Origin of the sequence: Vreelandella azerica, assembly GCF_013112225.1 — a bacterium.
GTDB classification, from domain to species: domain Bacteria; phylum Pseudomonadota; class Gammaproteobacteria; order Pseudomonadales; family Halomonadaceae; genus Vreelandella; species Vreelandella azerica.
The window spans coordinates 1-19,454 of record NZ_JABFHI010000013.1 but is presented as its reverse complement, the minus strand read 5'-3'; the positions used below and the strand labels follow the sequence as shown (position 1 = coordinate 19,454).

Genomic DNA, 19,454 nt, shown 5'->3' with positions numbered 1-19,454 from the left:
GACGGGATCACCATGAAGGTGAGTCCCACCACCGGCGATTTGATACCCGACGAGACCGGACGATCTATTGTCTATCGCTACTACAGCCCGCGTCGTGCCGAATGGCCGGAAGCCGATTACATTATCGGTAATCCGCCGTTTATTGGCGAGAAGCGGATGCGAGATGCTCTTGGTGATGGGTATGTCAGCGCTGTGCGCAGCGTGTATAACGAGCTCCCAGCCTGCGATTTCGTGATGTACTGGTGGCACAGAGCTGCTGAACTTGTAGCTACAAGAAAAGCGAAACAATTTGGGTTTATTACAACCAACAGCATAGGCCAGGTCAAAAACCGAGGTGTTACTGCGCTTCACCTTGAGAAAGTCGAAAATAACTCTGATGAGATGGTGCATATCCGGCTAGCTATTCCTGACCATCCATGGGTGGATGGCAATGATGGAGCTTCTGTACGGATTGCAATGACTGTTGCTTCACCAGGAGAGGGGACTGGGGATCTTTTAAAAATTATTCAAGAAATAGCAGATGGTGATGAATCGCGACAAATACAGTTCAAGTCACGTAATAGCAAAGTGTTTTCGGATCTTAGCGTTGGTGCTGCCTTGGTGGAAGCTCAAAAATTAAAAAGTAACGGCAGCATGGTATTTCAAGGAGTGAAGCTCGTAGGAAGCGGCTTCGTAGTGTCTCCAGAGCAACGTGCTGATTGGATTGCACATTGCCCGGAATGGCAACGTTTTCTCCCGCAGTTAATCGCAGGTGGTGATCTCACTCAGTGTCGTCAGCCACGTTATTGTATCGACTTCTTTGGGCTAGATGCTGACGAAGCTCGCACTAATTTTCCGCAAGGGTTTCAGAAAATCCTTGCGGACGTAAAACCCTTCCGTGATCAATCAAGTACACGAAGCCACAAAGAAAGGTACTGGTTGTTTGGAGCACCAAGGCCAGCTATGCGATCTGCTTTATCCAGCCTTGAAAAATACATCGTAACAAGTGAGGTTGCTAAACATCGTACATTCGTGTTTTTAGATTTTGAAGACACAATTGCCGATGGCTCTCTTGCTGCTGTCGCATTGAGTGATGCTTATGCCCTAGGTGTCTTATCGAGCAGGCTCCACATTTGTTGGGCTTTAGCTCAAGGAGGGCGAATGGGTGCAGGTAATGACTCGCGTTGGCAGAATGGACCTTGTTTTTTTAATTTTCCTTTTCCTGATGTTTCAAGTGAACAAGCTGACAAAATACGAGATCTGGCTGGCCGTATTGATGCTCTGCGTAAGAAGCAAAAAGCAGTATATCCAGAACTTACCCTTACCAATCTATATAATGTCTTAGAAAAATTGCATGCCGGAGAGGCTATTTACGCTAATCCCAGTGATAAAGAAGTTTACGAGAAAGGGCTTATAGACCTTCTCAAGGAACTCCACGACAAACTCGACCGCGCCGTATTTGAAGCCTACGGTTGGTCAGACCTGGCCGATAATTTGGTAGGCCGCCCAGGCGCGACCACGCCATTACCAGACAAGCCTGCTGACCAAGCTGAAGCTGAAGAAGAACTACTCATACGCTTGGTGGCGCTGAACAAACACCGAGCCGCAGAAGAAGCACAGGGCAAGGTGCGTTGGCTACGCCCGGATTACCAGGCGCTGGAGGCCGCCCAGGAACATGCAGAACTGACAACTGAGCAGATAGAGGCTCCTACTACGGTTGCGCCAGCCGCTAAGGGGAAAGTGGTCTTCCCTGAATCTATGCCTGACCAGATTCGTGTATTACGTGAGGCCCTTTCTGAACGCCCACACACGACTGAGAGCATGGCTGAGCTGTTTAAATATAAGCCGCGTAAATCGGTTGAGGATGGTCTGCAGTCACTTGCCGCTGCAGGTCGTGCTGAGTACGACGAAACAACGCACACTTGGTACATAATGGGGTAAATAAACCCCTTTGAAAATATACCGTTATCTCAATTACAGCCCTGCTTTTGCGGGGCTTTTTTGTGGCTGGCGACTTGACAGTTAAGAAAACGGTATAACCACCCCGGCTGCTCGCCTGCCGCTTGCTTACACGATGTTACACAAAACGCTCGCTTGCTGGGCCTTTCCCTAAGTTTGCTGAGGGAATGCCCCATAAACTCAAGATTACCCTTCTTATCTTGAGTTTATACTTGCCTTTTTGGATAACTTTTTGTAACGTTTTATTTACACTATTTAACAATCAGGCAGGCAGAAAAATGGGCAATGTCAACGCAGTACCCCCGCCGTCGGCAAAGGGTTAGGGGGCCGGAAACCTGGCCTGGCGAATGCGCACCCGACGCAAGCGCAGGTAGACCGCTACCGGCGCGAGCTTCACACAAAGGCCCAAGCCGGTGACGTGCTGGCGCTGGGGTTCATTGTGCTGTGCGATACCTTGCGCCAGCAGGAGACGCGCTAATGATTGGCACAGACGACCCGACCATCAGCCCCCACCTGAAAGCCTATCTGCGTCGTGAAAACGGCCCGACCGTAGTGGGCATCATCGGTGAAGGTTCCAGCCGCGAGCTGACGGCCCTTTGGGAAAGCCCGTTCGAGAACGACACCCCAGGCAGCATGTTTGCGAAATTGGGTGGCATTGTTCAGGCCGGTGCCCTTGAAGGCGTGGGCGTTGAAGGTGGCATGACCAGTAAGAGCATCCTTAACACAACGCAAGTCTGGTCAGGCACGACCCCGCATAACTTCAACCTGGTGCTGGAATTTTACGCGGTATCCGACGCTTACAACGCGGTGCAAGCGGCGCTGATCGAATTGGAGAAGATGGCGGCCCCGGAGATCAACGAAAAGACCCCCGGCGGCCGTATCCCCCAAAGCGTCACCATTCGCGTCGGCAAACAGATCATTTACCCCGAGTGCGTTATCACCAGCGTTAGCCGTGACCTGGATGGGCCTATCAGCGTGGACGGCTACCCGCTACGCGGCACCGTCAATCTTCAGTTGCAGACGCAGACCACGGTTAATCAATCCGATATAGCGAGTACGTTTGGATGAGCAACTTACCTGACATTTATCAGCCGCTTGATTATATCGAATGGGTACACCTCGACCCGTGTGGCTTCCCTTTGCCGACGTTCGAGAATATTCAGAGCGTGATCGACGCCTATGGCATCACGATAGCGCGCCCTTTGCTGAATGCTGACGACTTTACCCCATTTTTTGGCAGCCGCTATCACGCTGAATGCGCTGAAAACGTGCGTGACTGCCATCGCTCTCAATTGCTTGCTATCTGCCGTCGCAATCAGATGAGCGTGAAGATGCCAGCAGTCGAGCGCGCCGTTCAAATTATCGGCCTTGAAATAGAGGACGCCGAGCGCCGCGCCGCAAACAACAAGCGATTGCGTGAAGGCGGTGCGCTATGAGCAAGCGAGGTAAGCACCCCAACAGCTTATCGAACCTTGAGCCGTTCCTGCTAGGGAACCAAGCCGCCCGTAAGCATGGCGGGTACGCACGGCACTTTGACCCAACGATTGCTGAACAGATCGAGCAAAGCGACGGCAACAACATTGAGCGTATCGAGTCGCTGATTCGCTTAGAACAGATGCGATTGCACAGCGTTTTGCAGACGAAAGCCCGCTACGACGCACGCGGCGAGTACAACGAACTGAGCGCCAGCGACCTTGAATTGAGTGAAGTCACCAGCGGCGCTGACGGCACGCTGACCAAGCGCCAGCGGCCCAACTTTGAGCAAGTGATTGATAGAAACGTGGGGCGATTGCTGGCGCTGATAGCAGAGCAAGAGCGCATCGCTGCCAGTCCTGCCCATGTCGCCAGCCGATTGAGTGAAGTCTTGGACGAAGCCCAGGCCAGCGGCATGAGCGCCGCTGACACGGCTGAACAGTGCGAGCGCGCCGGGATCGCACCGCCCTTTTCACTTCAACAGCGTGTCAGGGCAGAGCTGGCGCTTGTAGAGCCACCGGAGCCGGAAGGTGGCGTTACCGATGACGAGCTTGAACGCTTGTCAGCCGAATATCAGGAAGAAGTGGAAGGCGAGGTTGCCTGGCTTGAACAGCGACGCGAGGAAGTGGCGCGTATGCACGAATCCAAACAGCAGGAGAAGCAAGGACAATGAGCATGACAGTAGATCAGTCAGTAACCCTAGAAAGCCGTTACGGCAGCTTTGGCGGCCAGATTCACGGCGCTTTCGATGAAGACTTGAGCGAACCCGAACGCGAGCATTGCCACCGGATTTTGCAGCTTGGCCTAAAAGCTTTTCACGACGAATTGGCCGCCGCGCATGGTGGCAATTATCCAATGGGTGCCCTGGTCGCCAAGATCGACACCTTCACAGACCCCAACACCCCGAACGAGGAAATTAAGCTATGAACGCAGCAGCTATTGAGATCAGCGAGCGCATGAGCGCAGACGACATTGAACACGAGCTGAAGGAAATTGCCGATGTTGACCGGCTGGAAGGCGTCAAACACGGTAACCGTGACTTTGAGCTGGAAACCAAGCAAGCGGAGAACGACCCGCTGAAAGGCCCAGCCGTAGCGGCTGAAATCAGGGCAGAAGCTACCATTTACCGCGCCCACAAAAACCGCCGTGACGCCCGCCGTGAGTCGCTGAAAGTGGCGTTGAAGCACTTGCAGGACAACGATATTGGGGAACGCCTGGCAGGGCTGAAAAAGGAGCATGACCGGGCAGTAAATGCCGCTACCGCTGCCTTGGCCGCCGTAGATTTTTCCCAGCTGGACACTTTCGAGAAACAGCTTGAAGCGTATCTTGATGCCGCCGCCCTGGTGCGTGGCCATGCTGTTGTGGCAGCGCAAACAGCGTCAAACGCTGGCGCAACGGCACCCGGCCTGACTTCGGTAAAAGCGCCAGCCGTGGAAGCCTTGCACGACCGCCTGAACCGGCTTGCAGTGCGTGTTGCTTCACCTGACCTGCAGGCCCGTGGCGACTTATCACGCTGGGGTGTTGAGCGTTCGACCATTTAAGCCGCTGGCGCTGGGGGAAGTATGCGAGACGTTGATGATGATAGCGGTTGCGGTGCCGTAGCACCCCAGGCGGAAGGTTCAGTTCAGCTAGGGATCGCAGCGGTAAAACTCTACGCTGCAGACGCCATTACCGCTGCGATTGGCAGGCGCAATACGGACGGTGGCCAAGCCCTGCGTGACTTGCGAAGTTCCAACCAGCGCTATCTACGGACGCTTTGCGAGCCGCTTGGGGCAGACGTTGAAGCCGTTTCACGGATGATTGAGCGCTGTATCAAAGATGGCGAGGGCGCCGGTGTCCGAGCCAAGCCCCGCAAGCACCAGGCCAAAGCCGCATGACGCGCCAGCAAACCACGGTGACCAAACCAACCCAAAGCCGCCGCCCTGGCGGTTTTTTTGTGTCTGAAAAGCCTTGGCACCACGATGCACCAAGGCATATCTGATGTTCTTGCTTTCAGCAGGCAGCAATTTTTGCCACGTGATTTTGTTCGCGTTGTTCTGCTTGCCAAAGTTCATAATTCGTTTGCATATTCATCCAGTGTCGAGCGTTGCCCACGCCTGCATGCTCAAGACGCACGGCAAAATCAGACGATATACCGGCTTTCTCATTCAGTACACGCGATACTGATACACGAGACATGCCGAGCTTTTCAGCAAACTCAGTGATATTTAAACCAAGCGCCGGCACAACGCGACGGCGCAATAAACGTCCTGGGTGCGGCGGGTTCATCATGGTCATGGTTGTGTGCCTTCCTAGTTTTATATATTTTTTCAATATTAATATCTTACTAATACATTGGTAATTTTAATTAAGCATTTGCTTGCGGTAGCCCTTGATAACCGCATTGCAACGGTTATCAAGGATTGCCGCTATATCAGTGATAGTCCAAGTAATCGACTAAGTGTGCATCTTGGCCATCAAATGTAAAAATCACTACCCAATTGCCGTTGACGTGTACCGAGTAAAACCCTTGCAAATTACCCTTCAGAGGATGGAAGTCTAAGCCGGGAATATCCATATCTGACGGTATCGTGGCTGCATCCAATGCCGCTAGAATGTCTTGAAGGTCTTCTACGTGATTCGGCTGAACACCCTGAGTTTGTCCTTTCTCATAGAGTCGTTTTAGCCCTTTGTGCTTGATTTTCTTTATCATCGCATTGCTTTGCCCCTCTTGTCGTTGAATGGCCATTCTAGTGTATCGCGTATCGCAACACTTGTCATTATGACCAATTACTGGCTAAGATTGTTCCTATTCGATGACGCATTTTTGGGGGAGCTAAGATGAAAAATATGATCATAAATATTCGGTAAAGGTGAAATCTATTCACCTTTACCGAATGGAAACGCCGGAAAGCCGGAGAATGCCGCAGTGAGTCTCATAATAGGATTGCATAAGAGGCTGTTAGCGCTGGAAAAAAGTGCGTGACGCAACACGAAATGAAGTCGTATCGTGTAAAATTGATGACGTTGCCTCGGTTTATCGGCAACAAACGCGGGATTCGAGACGTGCAGACACAAAAAAGCCCAGAGTTACCAGCTCCAGGCTTAATTGCACAGACGAATCTGTTTTTTCTTTGCAGACTGGACTCCCGACCAAGGTTCCCCAGTGCTGCGACACAATTTGCAGTGTGCTTATGACCCCAGCGATTGAACGATGAAGTCATTTTACAGCAAAAGCGACGAAGTTTCGATGAAACACGCCGCTTTGCTAGCTTCAAGTTTAGTCGTTCGCCGTATTACTTTGCAAGTAATACCGGGCCTGTAAGCCGCTGCTAAGGATAAGCAGTGACAACATCTATCGACTTTGCAGGACTGATTGAACCCGTCGCCCTGGAGCTACTAGGAGAACCCACCAGCAAACGCGGCAACCGCTGGCGCTGGGGCAGCAAGGGCAGCTTTTCCGCTGATATGCAAGCGGCGACGTGGTACGACCACGAGGCCGGTGAAGGTGGGGGTGTGCTGGCGCTGATTGAGCGCGAAACCGGCATTAACGACCGCGCCGGGCAACTCAACTGGCTGTCCAGCCATGACTTGATAGATACCTTAGGCACCCCCAGCGAAGCCCCTAGCGACGATGAAACTGCCGCCAAGCGCCAGCAGCGGGAATCTGAAAAGGCCCACCGTCAAGCTGCACTGGAAGCCGAGCAAGTAGAAAATCAGGCCAAGGCCGCCGAGCGCGCCCGCTGGCTATGGAGCAACTGCAAAGCTCTAAGCGCTGACCACCCTTACCTGCTTCTGAAGGGTATCGACCCAACCGGCCTTGGCTTGCGCCAGCACCCCAGCGGCGCCCTGGTTGTGCCGATGTTTGATCCCAACGGCACCCTGGTAAACCTGCAATTCATTTCCAGCGACGGCGAAAAACGCTTTCTCACAGATGGCCGTAAGCAAGGCTGCCACACCCCTATCGGCACCGATAACGGCCAAGGGCGCGTGTTTGTGGAAGGTTACGCCACCGGCTACACGGCCCACCAAGCCACAGGAAAGCAAGCCATTATCGCGTTCGATGCGGGCAACCTGGCACCCGTCACCGCCAGCATGGCACGCCCTGGCGACGTGGTGGCAGCCGATAACGACAACGCGGTTAAGACAAGCCACCGCTTCGGGAAGCGGCTAGACAGCTACGGCACCGGTCATAAGGCCGCGATGGCCACCGGCCTGCCATTCTACCTACCGCCCACCCCTGGCACCGACTTTAACGACCTTGGCACCGAAGCCACCCGCGCCATTTTTGACGCCGCGCCGGTATCGGCAACGCCCGTTTTTGACGCTTGGAAGCTAGCGCCAGACGACCTAAAAGGCACCAAGGCAGACAGTTGGTTTACTACCCTGAGCAAAGCAGCCACCCCACAAGCGGCTGCGTGTATTGCCCGCGCTATTGCAGATCGATTGAGCCTGACAGCCCCCGCCCGCGCCACCGTGGCAGAGTTACGCCAGCTTATCGAAGCCGCTTCACCGGCTGGGATGCTACACCCGGCAACGCTGGATAGTATCGCAGGTCGCATCGACCACATCATGCAGACATACCGCCAACCAGCCGCCCTGAAAACTGTCATGATGTCACCTGACGCCAAGGCTGCACACCGCGTCGAAAACGTCACAGCACTGCCCATGCTGGCGCCAACAGATTACCAAGGCGTGATAGTGGTGCGCGCACCGATGGCTGCAGGCAAGACACAGAAGATAGGCCGCCCACTTGCAGAATGGGCAACAGAAAACAGCTATCGCTTCATCGGTATCTGCCACCGCCGGTCACTGGTGCGTGAAATGGCTAGTCGTCTAACGCTTGAGCATTACGGCGACGTGGACACGGGCACCGCATGGGCTGCTAATGGCCTGGCCACCTGCCTGCCGAGCATTTGCCGCCCTGACCATGCGCCGTTGATCGACAATGCGCGTGTCGTGTTTATCGACGAAATAGCGCAAACGCTCGACTTCATGGAAAGCAGCGTTTGCCGCACCGGGCAGCATAACAACCGCGATGTTTATGAGCGTCTAAGCCAGATCGTCGCGGACGCTGACTGCGTGGTAGTTACTGACGCCGGGGTGAATGACCGCGTGCTTAACTTCCTTGAACAGTGCCGCCCTGGCGAGCAATTCCGCATTATCGAAATGCAAGCACCCAAAAAGGCCGGTATCCGCGCCACCTTCGCAAGCGGGCAAGACGAAGGCGCAGCGCACGTTATCGGGGAGTGTCTTGAAGAACTGGCCAACAATGGCCGCGTCTGGCTTGCGTGCGAATCAAAGCACCGTGCAGCGGCTATCGGCACGCTGATAGAGCAACATGACCCGACGCTTCGCGTACTGACTGTTCATGCCGATAACGCCGGTAACAGGCGCCAGCATGATTTTATGGCAAACCCTGAGACGGAAAGTCTTAACTATGATGTGGTGATTGCCAGCCCCGTTATTTCCAGCGGTATCAGTATCGAGCACCGTGACCATGAGGAAACGCACTTCACGCTTGGCGCTTTCATCGGCAACGGCAACAGCATAACCCCGGCGGATGCCGCGCAAATGCTACGCCGCGTGCGCTACCTGACCCGTTTCGCTATTGGCTTACTACCGAACACCAAGGTTGGCCAGCAACACCCTGACGCTATCCTGAAAGCCGCTGAAACTGCCGCCCGTATTGAAGGCAATCACGCCCCAGCTACAGGCTTTGACGCCCTAGTGGCCGATATTCGCGCCAGCCATGCCAACGCCAAGGCTGACTTTGCCGCCGCGCTGCTATGGCAGCTTGAGGCCGCTGGTTGGGAACTTAGCCGCGCAACTAACGTGGATAACGCTTACATCGACGCATTGCGCCAGGTGCAGGCCGATATGCGCGACCACCACCGGGAAGCCCTGAAAGCTGCCCCCATTCTGACCGATGACGAAGCCGACGCGCTGAACCGCAACACTAAGCGAACCGAACTGCAGAGCATCATGCTGGAAGCCCACCGCTTGCGCCGTGGCCTGGGGCTAATTGGCCAGCCGCTGACCGATAAGGCTATCGACTTCTGGGATGATGGCCGCGCCGCCCGCCAGCTTGACCGCTTCGACGCTTTCCGGGGAATCGTGCCCAACCATGATGATAGCATTACCCCCATCACACAGCGCCGTTACTTGACCGCTTGCGCACGCGCCTACGGCTGGCTGTTTGAGAACATCGACACTACTGAGGCCGGTTGGCTGACCCCAGACGTTGCCGAGCTGGTGCTGGATCGCATCATGCAGCACCGGCACCTTCTCGCCCACCTTGGGATCGTGCCGCGCAAGTTTGGCAAATTCATGATTACCAAGGATGGGAAGCTGATCCCGATGAAACGCCCGGAAAGGCCCGTCAAAGTGGTATCTGACGTGCTGGCGCTGGCTGGTTTATCTATCAAGGCAAAACGGCGCAGGTGTGACACTACCGGGGTAAATACCTTAGGTAATTCTACGGGCAGTGTCACACCCAAGGCATCTAAGCAGCAGAAGGGAAACCCCATCATCCGCGTCTACTCAATCACTCAAGAGAGCCATGAAACCATGCGATTCTGGGCAGACAGCCGCAACGCGGCCCGCAAGGTCGTAAGTGTAGATACTACCCCGCGCCTTACCAAAGACGGGAAAGCTGCCTTGGTGGCTGAAATGCGGGAAACAGTAGAGCCGCTACGCCGCGCCGTGCGTCGCTCGCTTGCCAGCGGTTTTGCCAATGGTGAGGAAGCCAAGCGACCATTGCGACACATGCGACTACGACCGCGTGAAGCCGTGAGCGTGTAGCCGTTCTCCGCTGGCGCTGCACCTCGGCGCCAGCCATTTCCATTTTGCGCCTGGCTGGCCACCGGAAAGAGGGGGTATACGTGAAAGGTGTGAAACGTGAAACGCCGGGAAACCCGCGCCAGCCTTGGGCGGAGCATGAAGTGGACTTCGATTACATAGACCTGAATCCGTGAGAGGTTCGAATAAAATCTTTTATTATCAGTTGCTTAATTGAAAAATAGGCGTCACTTTGGGTGAAGCGAAAAATGGTCTATCTTTCTGATTTTAAATGATTTTTGCAAAAAGGCTCACGGATTCAGGATAGAGATAGTAAAAACCACTAACGGTGGCTTTTTCATGGGCGATAGGGTGGAAGTCTAGCCTCTCTCATTTTTATCGTTTGCAATCGATGAGTTATCCCTAGCAAGATACTCATCTAGTTCAATATAGGGAATTAAGTTTATGAGGCAATTATATAAAGCCGTCATCCTTGGGGTACTCACCACTTTTTCAAGTTTACCGGTATTTGGGCAATCATTTGATGAAGGGATTGAAGCCTATAACCGGAGTGACTACACAATAGCTTTTGAAAACTTTAAAACACTTGCTGACCAAGGCGATGTCGCTGCGCAGTACAATTTGGCAATCATGTACGAAAACGCCCAAGGCGTGCCGCAGAATTACAGCGAAGCTGCCTCTTGGTACCGCCGTGCTGCTGAACAAGGCCTTGCCGACGCGCAGTATAACCTGGGAATCATGTACGGCAACGGCGAAGGCGTTCCCCAGAATGACAGTGAAGCCGTCTCTTGGTACCGCCGTGCCGCTGAACAGGGTCATGCCAACGCGCAGTTAAACCTAGGGAATATGTACAACAAAGGCGAGGGAGTTCCCCAGAATTACAGTGAAGCGGCCGTCTGGTACCACCGTGCCGCGGAGCAAGGCGTTGCTGAAGGGCAGTTTAACTTGGGGATTGTGTATGGCAAGGGCCAAGGTGTGCCGCAGAATTACAGTGAAGCCGCCTCTTGGTACCGCCGTGCTGCTGAGCAGGGCATTGCCAACGCGCAGTATAACCTAGGAAATATGTACAACAAAGGCCAAGGTGTGCCGCAGAATTATAGTGAAGCCGCCGTCTGGTACCGCCGTGCTGCTGAACAGGGAATCGCGCAGGCACAATATAATTTGGGCGTTATATATTTCACAAATCTTGGGGAGACCGAAATCCTGTAATTTCTTATATGTTATATAACATTGCCGCAGCTCAAGGCCATGGGAGAGCTATAGTAATGCGCAACTTAATTGAAAAAAACCTTTCTTCTGAACAGATAAAAGAAAGCCAACGTATGGCCTCTGAATGGCAAGTCGGTAATCCTCTACCTGATATGAGTGACGTGAAAACATGGCCGTGACTAATATTTTCAATGAAATAAAAAAGCCCGCTTGAACGGGCTTTTTGTGCCTAAAAGCTGGAAACTCAAGATCACCCGTCTCACGTTGATATTTTTACCCTCGTGCCTGCCTGACAAAACCACGGCATACGGCAAATTGTGAAACGGCAAACCTACTGAAACCCTGCGCCAGCCGTGGGTTTTAGCCTGCCCTTCTAATTTGGCCATTATTAGTATAATGTCCAATTTCATTCAGCCCTACCCACTGATTACCGCTCGCCACCCTGCCAATTTTGCCGCGTGTCGTGCGTTCGCCTACTACCCCTGCCACTACCTATCCCAGCGCCAGCGCCCGCCACAGCGCCTTACAGGGCGATATTGCAAAGCGTGAAATAGCCCATCGTTTGCTTGTTGCCTTCCTGCATTTTGCCTATAATGTCGGACAATGTCAGACAAAGGGGAGAGGCATGAATAAGAGCAAGCGCGTTACCGTGCGTTTGACTGAGCGTGAACATGCAGACCTGGAGCGTATTGCCCAGCGTGAACGCCAAGCGACCGGCTTTACCGTGTCCGTGTCTGACATTATGCGGGCGGCAGTAGCCGACTATCTGAAAGCCAAGGGAGAGCAAGATGCTTGAATAGCATGTAGAAAAGCAGCAAAGCCGCTTTGAGCGTATTACCGCGCTTTTAGAGGGAATTTGCCGCCATGAAGGTGACAGTATGAGCGTTGTCGCGCGAGCGCTTATTGAAGATGCGATGACCGAAGCTGCGCTTGGCAGTGAAGATTCGCAAATTGCGCTTGATGAGGCGGGCGAAAAGGCCGCGTAAATGAAAGCGCCGATGGCAACGGGGGCAACCGTCACCATCGGCTTACACCACGGTACTGACCTGGAGACTACCGCGATGCACAGCAAGATTATCACAAACGCCCTGGCTGGCGCTTACAGATACGCACAGGAAGTAGGGCCGGCATTACTGCCTGCCTTGGCCCTTGGCTTTGCGCTGGAGGTGCTGGCATGAAATGCACCGCTGCCGAATTGCGCGCCCTGAACCGTATCTTGGCCCCTTATCGCGGCCAACCGTTAAACCGCGCTATCATCGAATTAGCGCTACAGTTAGCAAGCACGGAGGCAAACCAATGAACCAGCTAGATCAGCAATACCAGCGCATGATCGACGGCATCAATTCTATGCAAGCCCTATATGGCGAGCTTGTGACCTACCGCGCCGCTCGCGGATGCCTTGCGATTGATATGCCGCTGAGTCTGGTGGCCAAGGTCAACGAAAGCATGGGCGTTAAACGTGACATAGCGCTGCAAACGCTGGCCGGATTGCTAGTACCACAGCTTGACCTGGTACGCCCGAAGATCATGCAAGACGCCCTTGGGGATGCCTACACCGGAAAACGCGGCGACTACCTGACCCTTGTAACCAATGCTTGCAATGAACTGAAGGCAGAAACCACATTATAAGTTATTGCTAACTTTCGATAATTGAATGTTATCGTAAGTTATCGCCCTGGCAATCGCCGGGGCTTTTGTTGCCTCTATTCGCTCACTTGTTACCAAAATTGGAAATTCTTTGGTAACACCCGGTAGCGCGTGGTAACAACGGTAACAGCGCCTTTTGTTCGTACACCTGCCAGCCCTGTTTTCCCTTTTTGCGCCTGGCTGGCTGCTGGAAAAGGAGGGGTACACGGAAAGATACGAAACGGAAAGCCACGCCAGCCGCTTTCGGCGCGGCTATGAGTCGATGCGACGTTGAACCCATGCGGCGATGCTTTTACGCCGTGATGAAACTACGCGGGAACAGCCTCATTTCTCGCGCGCCTATCGGTTGCGCTTACGACTCTATACCCTAAAAGGACATTACACAGACGGAATTGGATTTATGCGACAACTAAGCAAGGCCATCATCATTGGAGGTTTCACCGCTTTTATAAGCTTTTCAGCATTTGGTCAGTCATTCAGCGAGGGGCTTGAAGCCCACAAGCAGGGTGACTACGCAACAGCTTTTGAAAACTTTGAACCTTTAGCTGAGCAAGGAGATGGCGATGCTCAGTACAATCTGGGGTTTATGTACTCCAACGGCCAAGGTGTACCCCAGAATTATAGTGAAGCGGTTTCTTGGTATCGCAAGGCTGCCGAGCAGGGATTTGCCAAAGCTCAGTACAATTTAGGGGTTATGTACTCCAACGGCCAAGGTGCACCCCAGAATGACAGTGAAGCGATTTACTGGTTTCGCAAGGCCGCCGAGCAAGGACATGTCGTCGCTCAGTACAACTTAGGGATCACTTACGATGACGCCCGAGGCGTCCCACAAAACGACAGTGAAGCGGTTTCCTGGTATCATAAGGCCGCCGAACAAGGACTTGCCGACGCTCAGTACAACTTGGGGTTCATGTACTCCTATGGCCGAGGGGTCCCACAAAATGACAGTGAAGCGGTTTCCTGGTATCACAAGGCCGCCGAGCAAGGACATGTCGTCGCCCAGTACAACTTGGGATTCATGCACTACTATGGCCAAGGTGTACCCCAGAATGACAGTGAAGCGGTTTCCTGGTATCGCAAGGCTGCCGAGCAGGGTCATGCTAAAGCTCAACTCAATCTAGGGTTAATGTATGAAAAAGGCCGGGGCCTTCCGCAAAATTACAGTGAAGCCGCTGCTTGGTACCTCAAAGCCGCTGACCAGGGTGATGGTTTAGCTCAGCACAATCTAGGTACCATGTACAGCAGCGGCCGAGGCCTTCCACAGAATTATAGTGAAGCAATTTCCTGGTACCTCCAGGCCGCTGAGCAGGGCATTGCCACCGCCCAGTACAACTTGGGGTTCATGTACTCCTATGGCCAAGGGGTCCCACAAAATGACAGTGAAGCGTTTTCTTGGTACCGCAAAGCCGCTGAGCAGGGTGATACCTACGCTCAGTTCAACCTAGGGCTTATATACGAGAGTGGCCAAGGTGTTTCACAGGATTACAGTGAAGCGGTTTCCTGGTATCGCCGTGCTGCTAGTGAAGGTGTTGCCAAAGCTCAGTTCAATATGGGGGTCATGTACTGGGACGGCACAGGAGTTACCCAAAACCATGTTATGAGCTACATGTTAAACATCTTGGCGGCAGCTCAGGGACACGAAAGTGCTCAAAATAATCGTGATATTATGCTAAAAATATTAACTCGCGATCAAATAGCTGAAGCTCAAGAAATGGCCACTGAATGGCGTGTCGGTACTCCGCTACCGTACAACGATGACTTCACCACCTGGCCGTAAGCTACATGATCCATAACCTAAAAAAGCCCGTGTTGGTGGGCTTTTTATGCCTACAAGCCGGAAACTCAAGATCACCCGCCTCACCGAGATATTTTTACGCTCGCTTGCCCCTCAAAACCCCACCCCATACGGCAAATTGCGAAACGGGAAACCGGCTGAAACCCACGCCAGCCGTAGGTTTCAGCGGTGCGTTCAAGTTGGCGATAATCTGTATTATCTCCAGTTTCTGATGAGCCTGCTCGCCGTTCGTCGGTTTACTCTGCCCTTGCCCTGCCTAGCGCCAGCGACACCCAGGAGGCTCACCGTAAAGCCGTGGAGGAACTGAAAGCCGACCACCGGCAGGCCGCCGAGGCACTGGAGAAGGCCCGCGATGCTGCCCAGGCAGGCCAACGTGAGGCCGAAAAGGAGGCAGGCGAGGCCGAACATCGCGCCGAGACTCAGGTTGAGTCCCTGCAGGCGGAGTTTGAGCGCCTGCCGCAGTGACGCCTGATCCCTCATCAACTGGAGGACGGCAACTAGGAGTGAAAACTGAGGAGTGTGATAGTCTAAACAGCCAACTAGCTAAGATTCCTACACTTTTACTCGAATGCAATGCAAAGGCGGCTTACCATAATGGTCGATATACCCCGTATGTCAGGACGACAAAAAATGAAAAGTTCCATCTTTATTGCTGTATTTCTGGTAGCCAACACTGCTTCCGCCAGTAGCCTTTGTTCAGCTGTGTCCGGCGCAAAGGTGGTTGCCGAGGATGGAACTTATCTAGGTGAGATCACCGACGAGTATGCTTCTGACTCGATACTTAATGAGTACGGCACCCATGGTAGCGAGTACAGCGCGGAGAGCATCTGGAATGAGTATGGCAAATATGGTGGGGAATACGCCTCCCTATCACCGTTCAATTCCTATGCTTCTACACCGCCGCGCCTCATTAAGAATGGCCAACAAATAGGGTTGCTCACCACTAACGACTACCTCCAGTCTCCGGTGAACCCCTATATTCTCAAGACGTGTGAGTTCTACTGACTCCACCGTGGTGTCCAAAGCGCTGCGGTTATTCTATGAACCTAGGTAGGCCCCAAAAGGAGGGGCGGTTTCCCAGGCAGCAGTTCATGTGCCATCCATGTAGATAGGCTCCGCGCGGACTGTTAACGAACGTGGCTAAACTGCTCTCAGAGGATGAGAGCTAAGAACTTGAAAATGAAATATATTCCGATAGGGACCAGTATCACGCTGGCGATCATTTTATCTCTACTTGCATTTTCATGGCGCCTTCTAAATTCCTCTTCAGCTTCTCGCTCTATCTCAAGGCGGTCATGCTCCTCTGCTAACAGCCTTGCGCTTTCATCGTTGTCGGGATCATGGCTATTATTAATGTATAACCATTCGTAATCAGGGTCGTTTGGTCCATAAATAGGAATGTCCCTATCTGGCGGTTCATACGCCTCGTAATCTTCAGGTCCGTAATCGTCTTTTTCTCGCATGGCTGAATCCTTTCTATAGCAATTTAAATGAATATATTAGGCCACTACGTTCAATAACATTAAAGTTGGCATCATCCTTAGGATTATCTGACCATCACCAACCTATCGTTCATCACCAGCGCCCGGCAGAGAGGTGTATAGAGCCGCCCATGATGGCGTATTGCATTGCATGAATTAGACCATCTAGAGTGGCGCCTGGCAGAGCGTAATGAAGGATTAGAAGCAAGACTGACGGACGCTATCGACGCCCGGAAGGCTGCCGCCGCCCTGGTTGACCAGCCGCGCCAGCCATTAAGTCTGCCAGAGCCACGGGGAAAAAACTCGATGATAGGTGAGTCAGTCATTCAACGCGCCGCTGCAATGGAGCGCCAGCAAGCCGCTGAACATGCAAAGCGCAACGCCCGGCCCATGGGCTTCACGTTTGATTTATAGGGCTTTGGTGGACACGACCACACCACAGTAGTTCTTGTGTGCTGTACCTTCTGGTTATACAGGATAAGCAGGGGGAGTGTGGATAATATTCAGCGCACAGTGGCAAGATATTATCCAATACGAAGACAGGCCGCCAAAACTGGACGGCCTGACGAGTTCGCTTCTCGTAAGCGGCGAAAAGCTGACGATCTATGCGATCAGTCTGGTTGTACGCACTTATGATGCAACAAGACATTGCGCTGATCAACGCTCTTCGTATCGAACTCTCACCCCGGATTAAGCACCCGGCTGGGATTGTGTGAGAGCCACTAAATACGTCGTGCCTATGCTCAGTCTGGTTGTACAGAACTGGCCGTGAACCTGGTAGACCAGCAAGGGGGAAACGGACGACTTCATTGATAAGGAGTCGTGGAGTGGAGATTATTGCCATTTTGTCGTTTGCGATTAGTGCTGCCGGTTTGTACTACTCAGCCAAAGCATATTATCGCGACTAAGCTATTCCTGCCCCTGGTTAGTTCAGGGGTGGGTGCCTGCCTATTAGAGCAAGCCTTGCCCTAATACTGTAACCAACGCATAGTAACGCAACAGCGCAACGCAACGGAACGCGGCACCATGCAACAGACCATATCCCAGGCTGCCCAGCTATACGGTAAAGCCCGCTCAACCATCCACCGTGCAATCGACTCAGGCCGCTTGTCATGCAGTGTACGCGGCGATGGTGTGCGTGTGATCGACCTTGCCGAGCTTATCCGATTATGGGGAGAACCACTCCATCAACCACCCCAAACGCAACAAAACGCAACGCTCCAGGATGACCCGGCGCAACAGGCGCTTGTTGCAGAGTTGCGCGCCTTACGCGAGGAAGTGCGCGGCTTACGCGAGGAAGTGCGGGAATTGCGCAGATTGCCAGCGCCAGCTGCCCCAACACCCCGGCCGATAGTGAACCACCGGCCCAGGCGTCTACTGAATCGGCCACAAGCCCCCCACCCCAGCCAGCCGCTACCGAACCCCAGCGCCAGCCGCCGAAGGACTTTAGCGACCTGCTGGCACGCTTTGATAGCCGCAGCAAGGGCAGTGAGACAAAGCAATGAGATTGGTAATGCTGCTAAGATGCCAAAAACATGTTCATCAAATTTAAGGAATCGGCATGGACGCACACGTTGTTGATGCAGAAGCGACTCAAGATTTTATAAACCAGTGGAAAGGTAGCGACGGTAACGAGCGCGCTAATTTTCAGCCTTTCATGCGGGATTTATGTGATCTTCTTAATGTTCCCCGCCCTGATCCAGCTAAAAGGATAATGAGCAAAACGCTTACGTTTTTGAGCGTTTTATTGCTCCTCAGCGAGCTGATTCCACGACAGACAAGCGCTATATTGACCTCTATCGGCGTGGTTGTTTTGTGCTCGAAGGTAAGCAGACCGGCAGAGCTTTGGAAACTCAAAGCCAGCAAAATGCTGTAAATGCGGCTGTGAGTCAGGCAGAACGCTACGTTCGTGGCTTGCCTCTAAGCGAGGTACCGAACGGACGCCCGCCTTTTGTGGTGGTGGTGGATGTTGGGAACGCTATTTACCTTTTCTCGGAATTTTCACGCACTGGTGGAAACTACGTTGCCTATCCTGACCCACGGCGCTACGCAATCCGTTTAGATGATCTACACGATCAAGAAGTACAAGACCGACTAAGATGTTTGTGGCTTGCCCCGGATAGTCTCGATCCCAGCAAACATGCTGCGCGCGTTACCAAACAGGTGAGTGCCACCTTGGCTGAGCTGGCCAAGTCCTTAGAGAAAGACTACGAGGTTGAGCGTGTCGCCAACTTCCTCAAGCGTTGCCTGTTCACCATGTTTGCCGAAGATGTTGAGCTGTTGCCAGCTGGCATGTTCTATGACTTGTTAGTGGATATAAAAGGTCGCAATGTTGATGCTTTTCCTTATGCAGTCAAAGATTTATGGGAGCGCATGAATGCAGGTGGCTACGACAGCCGTGTTATGCAAACGATAAAGCGATTCAATGGGGGCTATTTAAAGACATTGATCCGATCCCACTGAATGCTGAGCAAATTCAGCTGTTGATTGACGCAGCGAAAGCGGACTGGCGTTTTGTTGAGCCAGCGATTTTCGGTACGTTGCTCGAGCGTGCCCTTGATCCACGTGAACGCCACAAGCTAGGTGCCCATTACACGCCAAGAGCTTATGTTGAGCGTTTGGTAATGCCGACGATTATAAATCCATTGCGTGAGCAGTGGGGCGATGTACGTGCCGCTGCTGAAACACTACTTCGTAAAAATGATCGGAAGAAAGCGCTACAAGAAGTTCAGGCTTTTCACTATCAACTATGCCAAACCCGTGTCCTTGATCCTGCCTGCGGTAGTGCCAACTTTCTCTACGTTTGTCTGGAGCACATGAAGCGCTTGGAAGGCGAGGTGCTTGGTTTTATTGCAGAACAGAGTGAAGGCCAGGGTATGCTGGAGAGCGATGGCCTTACCGTAGACCCTCATCAGTTCTTGGGTATGGAAATAAACCCGCGTGCCGCGGCTATTGCGGAGCTGGTGCTGTGGATCGGCTACTTGCAGTGGCATTACCGCCTCAATGATCGCCTCGATTTACCTGAGCCGATCCTACGCGACTTCAAGAACATCGAGCGCCGTGATGCGCTGATCGAGTACAACAGCCGTGAGCCAGAGCTGGATGAGAACGGTGAGCCGGTGACCATCTGG

The 19,454-nt window shown here is 53.1% G+C and carries 22 protein-coding genes; 19 read left to right on the top strand and 3 right to left on the bottom strand.

Annotated elements, in window-relative coordinates; all coding sequences use genetic code 11:
• The 7 genes from HLB35_RS15925 to HLB35_RS15895 form a co-directional block, all read left to right on the top strand.
• Positions 1-1,920, top strand: a 1,920-nt coding sequence (locus HLB35_RS15925; protein ID WP_216601609.1) for a type IIL restriction-modification enzyme MmeI, incomplete at its 5' end; no start/stop codon positions are given.
• 495 nt (positions 1,921-2,415) lie between these two features.
• Positions 2,416-3,006, top strand: a complete 591-nt coding sequence (locus tag HLB35_RS15920) for a hypothetical protein (protein WP_171703336.1) — start codon at positions 2,416-2,418, stop codon at positions 3,004-3,006.
• Positions 3,003-3,374, top strand: coding sequence for a hypothetical protein (locus HLB35_RS15915; RefSeq protein ID WP_171703335.1), 372 nt, complete (start codon positions 3,003-3,005; stop codon positions 3,372-3,374). Before HLB35_RS15920 ends, HLB35_RS15915 begins: the two co-directional genes overlap by 4 nt.
• Positions 3,371-4,084, top strand: a complete 714-nt coding sequence (locus HLB35_RS15910; RefSeq protein ID WP_171703334.1) for a hypothetical protein — start codon at positions 3,371-3,373, stop codon at positions 4,082-4,084. Before HLB35_RS15915 ends, HLB35_RS15910 begins: the two co-directional genes overlap by 4 nt.
• Positions 4,081-4,338 carry a hypothetical protein gene (locus HLB35_RS15905; protein WP_171703333.1) on the top strand — a complete coding sequence of 86 codons (258 nt, stop codon included), beginning with the start codon at positions 4,081-4,083 and terminating at the stop codon, positions 4,336-4,338. Before HLB35_RS15910 ends, HLB35_RS15905 begins: the two co-directional genes overlap by 4 nt.
• Entirely contained in the window at positions 4,335-4,952 is a 618-nt protein-coding gene (locus HLB35_RS15900; protein ID WP_171703332.1) for a hypothetical protein, read from the top strand. Before HLB35_RS15905 ends, HLB35_RS15900 begins: the two co-directional genes overlap by 4 nt.
• 21 nt (positions 4,953-4,973) lie before the next feature.
• Positions 4,974-5,288: a hypothetical protein gene (locus tag HLB35_RS15895; RefSeq protein ID WP_171703331.1), complete on the top strand. Its 315-nt coding sequence runs from the start codon at positions 4,974-4,976 to the stop codon at positions 5,286-5,288.
• A 115-nt stretch (positions 5,289-5,403) separates the two neighbouring features.
• Here HLB35_RS15895 and HLB35_RS15890 read toward each other — a convergent pair whose 3' ends face one another.
• Positions 5,404-5,688, bottom strand: a complete 285-nt coding sequence (locus HLB35_RS15890; protein ID WP_216601608.1) for a HigA family addiction module antitoxin — start codon at positions 5,686-5,688, stop codon at positions 5,404-5,406.
• Between the two features lie 136 nt (positions 5,689-5,824).
• On the bottom strand, positions 5,825-6,139 hold the full coding sequence (locus tag HLB35_RS15885) for a type II toxin-antitoxin system RelE/ParE family toxin (RefSeq protein WP_235937291.1): 315 nt from the start codon (positions 6,137-6,139) through the stop codon (positions 5,825-5,827).
• 596 nt (positions 6,140-6,735) lie between these two features.
• Between HLB35_RS15885 and HLB35_RS17990 the strand changes: the two genes are divergently transcribed.
• The 8 genes from HLB35_RS17990 to HLB35_RS15845 all read left to right on the top strand — a co-directional run bounded on the left by HLB35_RS17990 (position 6,736) and on the right by HLB35_RS15845 (position 15,847).
• A complete protein-coding gene (locus tag HLB35_RS17990) occupies positions 6,736-10,194 on the top strand; it encodes a plasmid replication protein, CyRepA1 family (RefSeq protein ID WP_171703330.1) in 3,459 nt (1,152 codons plus the stop codon).
• A 441-nt stretch (positions 10,195-10,635) separates the two neighbouring features.
• Positions 10,636-11,400 carry a tetratricopeptide repeat protein gene (locus tag HLB35_RS15875; RefSeq protein ID WP_171703329.1) on the top strand — a complete coding sequence of 255 codons (765 nt, stop codon included), beginning with the start codon at positions 10,636-10,638 and terminating at the stop codon, positions 11,398-11,400.
• Positions 11,401-12,025: 625 nt separating this feature from the next.
• Entirely contained in the window at positions 12,026-12,196 is a 171-nt protein-coding gene (locus tag HLB35_RS15870; RefSeq protein WP_171703328.1) for a hypothetical protein, read from the top strand.
• Between the two features lie 190 nt (positions 12,197-12,386).
• Complete coding sequence (locus HLB35_RS15865; protein ID WP_171703327.1) at positions 12,387-12,578, top strand: hypothetical protein; 192 nt, start codon at positions 12,387-12,389, stop codon at positions 12,576-12,578.
• A gap of 118 nt (positions 12,579-12,696) precedes the next feature.
• Positions 12,697-13,029, top strand: coding sequence for a hypothetical protein (locus HLB35_RS15860; RefSeq protein WP_171703326.1), 333 nt, complete (start codon positions 12,697-12,699; stop codon positions 13,027-13,029).
• A gap of 418 nt (positions 13,030-13,447) precedes the next feature.
• Positions 13,448-14,824: a tetratricopeptide repeat protein gene (locus HLB35_RS15855; RefSeq protein ID WP_216601607.1), complete on the top strand. Its 1,377-nt coding sequence runs from the start codon at positions 13,448-13,450 to the stop codon at positions 14,822-14,824.
• A 312-nt stretch (positions 14,825-15,136) separates the two neighbouring features.
• Positions 15,137-15,307 carry a hypothetical protein gene (locus tag HLB35_RS15850; RefSeq protein ID WP_171703324.1) on the top strand — a complete coding sequence of 57 codons (171 nt, stop codon included), beginning with the start codon at positions 15,137-15,139 and terminating at the stop codon, positions 15,305-15,307.
• A gap of 165 nt (positions 15,308-15,472) precedes the next feature.
• On the top strand, positions 15,473-15,847 hold the full coding sequence (locus tag HLB35_RS15845) for a hypothetical protein (RefSeq protein ID WP_171703323.1): 375 nt from the start codon (positions 15,473-15,475) through the stop codon (positions 15,845-15,847).
• 146 nt (positions 15,848-15,993) lie between these two features.
• Here HLB35_RS15845 and HLB35_RS15840 read toward each other — a convergent pair whose 3' ends face one another.
• Complete coding sequence (locus HLB35_RS15840) at positions 15,994-16,305, bottom strand: hypothetical protein (RefSeq protein WP_171703322.1); 312 nt, start codon at positions 16,303-16,305, stop codon at positions 15,994-15,996.
• A 165-nt stretch (positions 16,306-16,470) separates the two neighbouring features.
• On the opposite strand from HLB35_RS15840, the gene HLB35_RS15835 reads away from it, so the two are divergent.
• The 4 genes from HLB35_RS15835 to HLB35_RS16695 all read left to right on the top strand — a co-directional run.
• A complete protein-coding gene (locus tag HLB35_RS15835; protein ID WP_171703321.1) occupies positions 16,471-16,737 on the top strand; it encodes a hypothetical protein in 267 nt (88 codons plus the stop codon).
• A gap of 1,147 nt (positions 16,738-17,884) precedes the next feature.
• Positions 17,885-18,199, top strand: coding sequence for a hypothetical protein (locus tag HLB35_RS16705; protein ID WP_216601606.1), 315 nt, complete (start codon positions 17,885-17,887; stop codon positions 18,197-18,199).
• On the top strand, positions 18,139-18,786 hold the full coding sequence (locus HLB35_RS16700) for a type IIL restriction-modification enzyme MmeI (RefSeq protein ID WP_216601605.1): 648 nt from the start codon (positions 18,139-18,141) through the stop codon (positions 18,784-18,786). Before HLB35_RS16705 ends, HLB35_RS16700 begins: the two co-directional genes overlap by 61 nt.
• 20 nt (positions 18,787-18,806) lie before the next feature.
• Positions 18,807-19,454: DNA methyltransferase (locus tag HLB35_RS16695; RefSeq protein WP_216601604.1), on the top strand; the 648-nt coding region annotated here is incomplete at its 3' end.

Bases quoted from the DNA above. Each gene is read 5' to 3' on its own strand.
- HLB35_RS15920 (WP_171703336.1), top strand. From the start codon at position 2,416: ATGATTGGCACAGACGACCCGACCATCAGCCCCCACCTGAAAGCCTAT.
- HLB35_RS15915 (WP_171703335.1), top strand. From the start codon at position 3,003: ATGAGCAACTTACCTGACATTTATCAGCCGCTTGATTATATCGAATGG.
- HLB35_RS15910 (WP_171703334.1), top strand. From the start codon at position 3,371: ATGAGCAAGCGAGGTAAGCACCCCAACAGCTTATCGAACCTTGAGCCG.
- HLB35_RS15905 (WP_171703333.1), top strand. From the start codon at position 4,081: ATGAGCATGACAGTAGATCAGTCAGTAACCCTAGAAAGCCGTTACGGC.
- HLB35_RS15900 (WP_171703332.1), top strand. From the start codon at position 4,335: ATGAACGCAGCAGCTATTGAGATCAGCGAGCGCATGAGCGCAGACGAC.
- HLB35_RS15895 (WP_171703331.1), top strand. From the start codon at position 4,974: ATGCGAGACGTTGATGATGATAGCGGTTGCGGTGCCGTAGCACCCCAG.
- HLB35_RS15890 (WP_216601608.1), bottom strand. From the start codon at position 5,688: ATGACCATGATGAACCCGCCGCACCCAGGACGTTTATTGCGCCGTCGC.
- HLB35_RS15885 (WP_235937291.1), bottom strand. From the start codon at position 6,139: ATGGCCATTCAACGACAAGAGGGGCAAAGCAATGCGATGATAAAGAAA.
- HLB35_RS15875 (WP_171703329.1), top strand. From the start codon at position 10,636: ATGAGGCAATTATATAAAGCCGTCATCCTTGGGGTACTCACCACTTTT.
- HLB35_RS15870 (WP_171703328.1), top strand. From the start codon at position 12,026: ATGAATAAGAGCAAGCGCGTTACCGTGCGTTTGACTGAGCGTGAACAT.
- HLB35_RS15865 (WP_171703327.1), top strand. From the start codon at position 12,387: ATGAAAGCGCCGATGGCAACGGGGGCAACCGTCACCATCGGCTTACAC.
- HLB35_RS15860 (WP_171703326.1), top strand. From the start codon at position 12,697: ATGAACCAGCTAGATCAGCAATACCAGCGCATGATCGACGGCATCAAT.
- HLB35_RS15855 (WP_216601607.1), top strand. From the start codon at position 13,448: ATGCGACAACTAAGCAAGGCCATCATCATTGGAGGTTTCACCGCTTTT.
- HLB35_RS15845 (WP_171703323.1), top strand. From the start codon at position 15,473: ATGAAAAGTTCCATCTTTATTGCTGTATTTCTGGTAGCCAACACTGCT.
- HLB35_RS15840 (WP_171703322.1), bottom strand. From the start codon at position 16,305: ATGCGAGAAAAAGACGATTACGGACCTGAAGATTACGAGGCGTATGAA.
- HLB35_RS16705 (WP_216601606.1), top strand. From the start codon at position 17,885: ATGGACGCACACGTTGTTGATGCAGAAGCGACTCAAGATTTTATAAAC.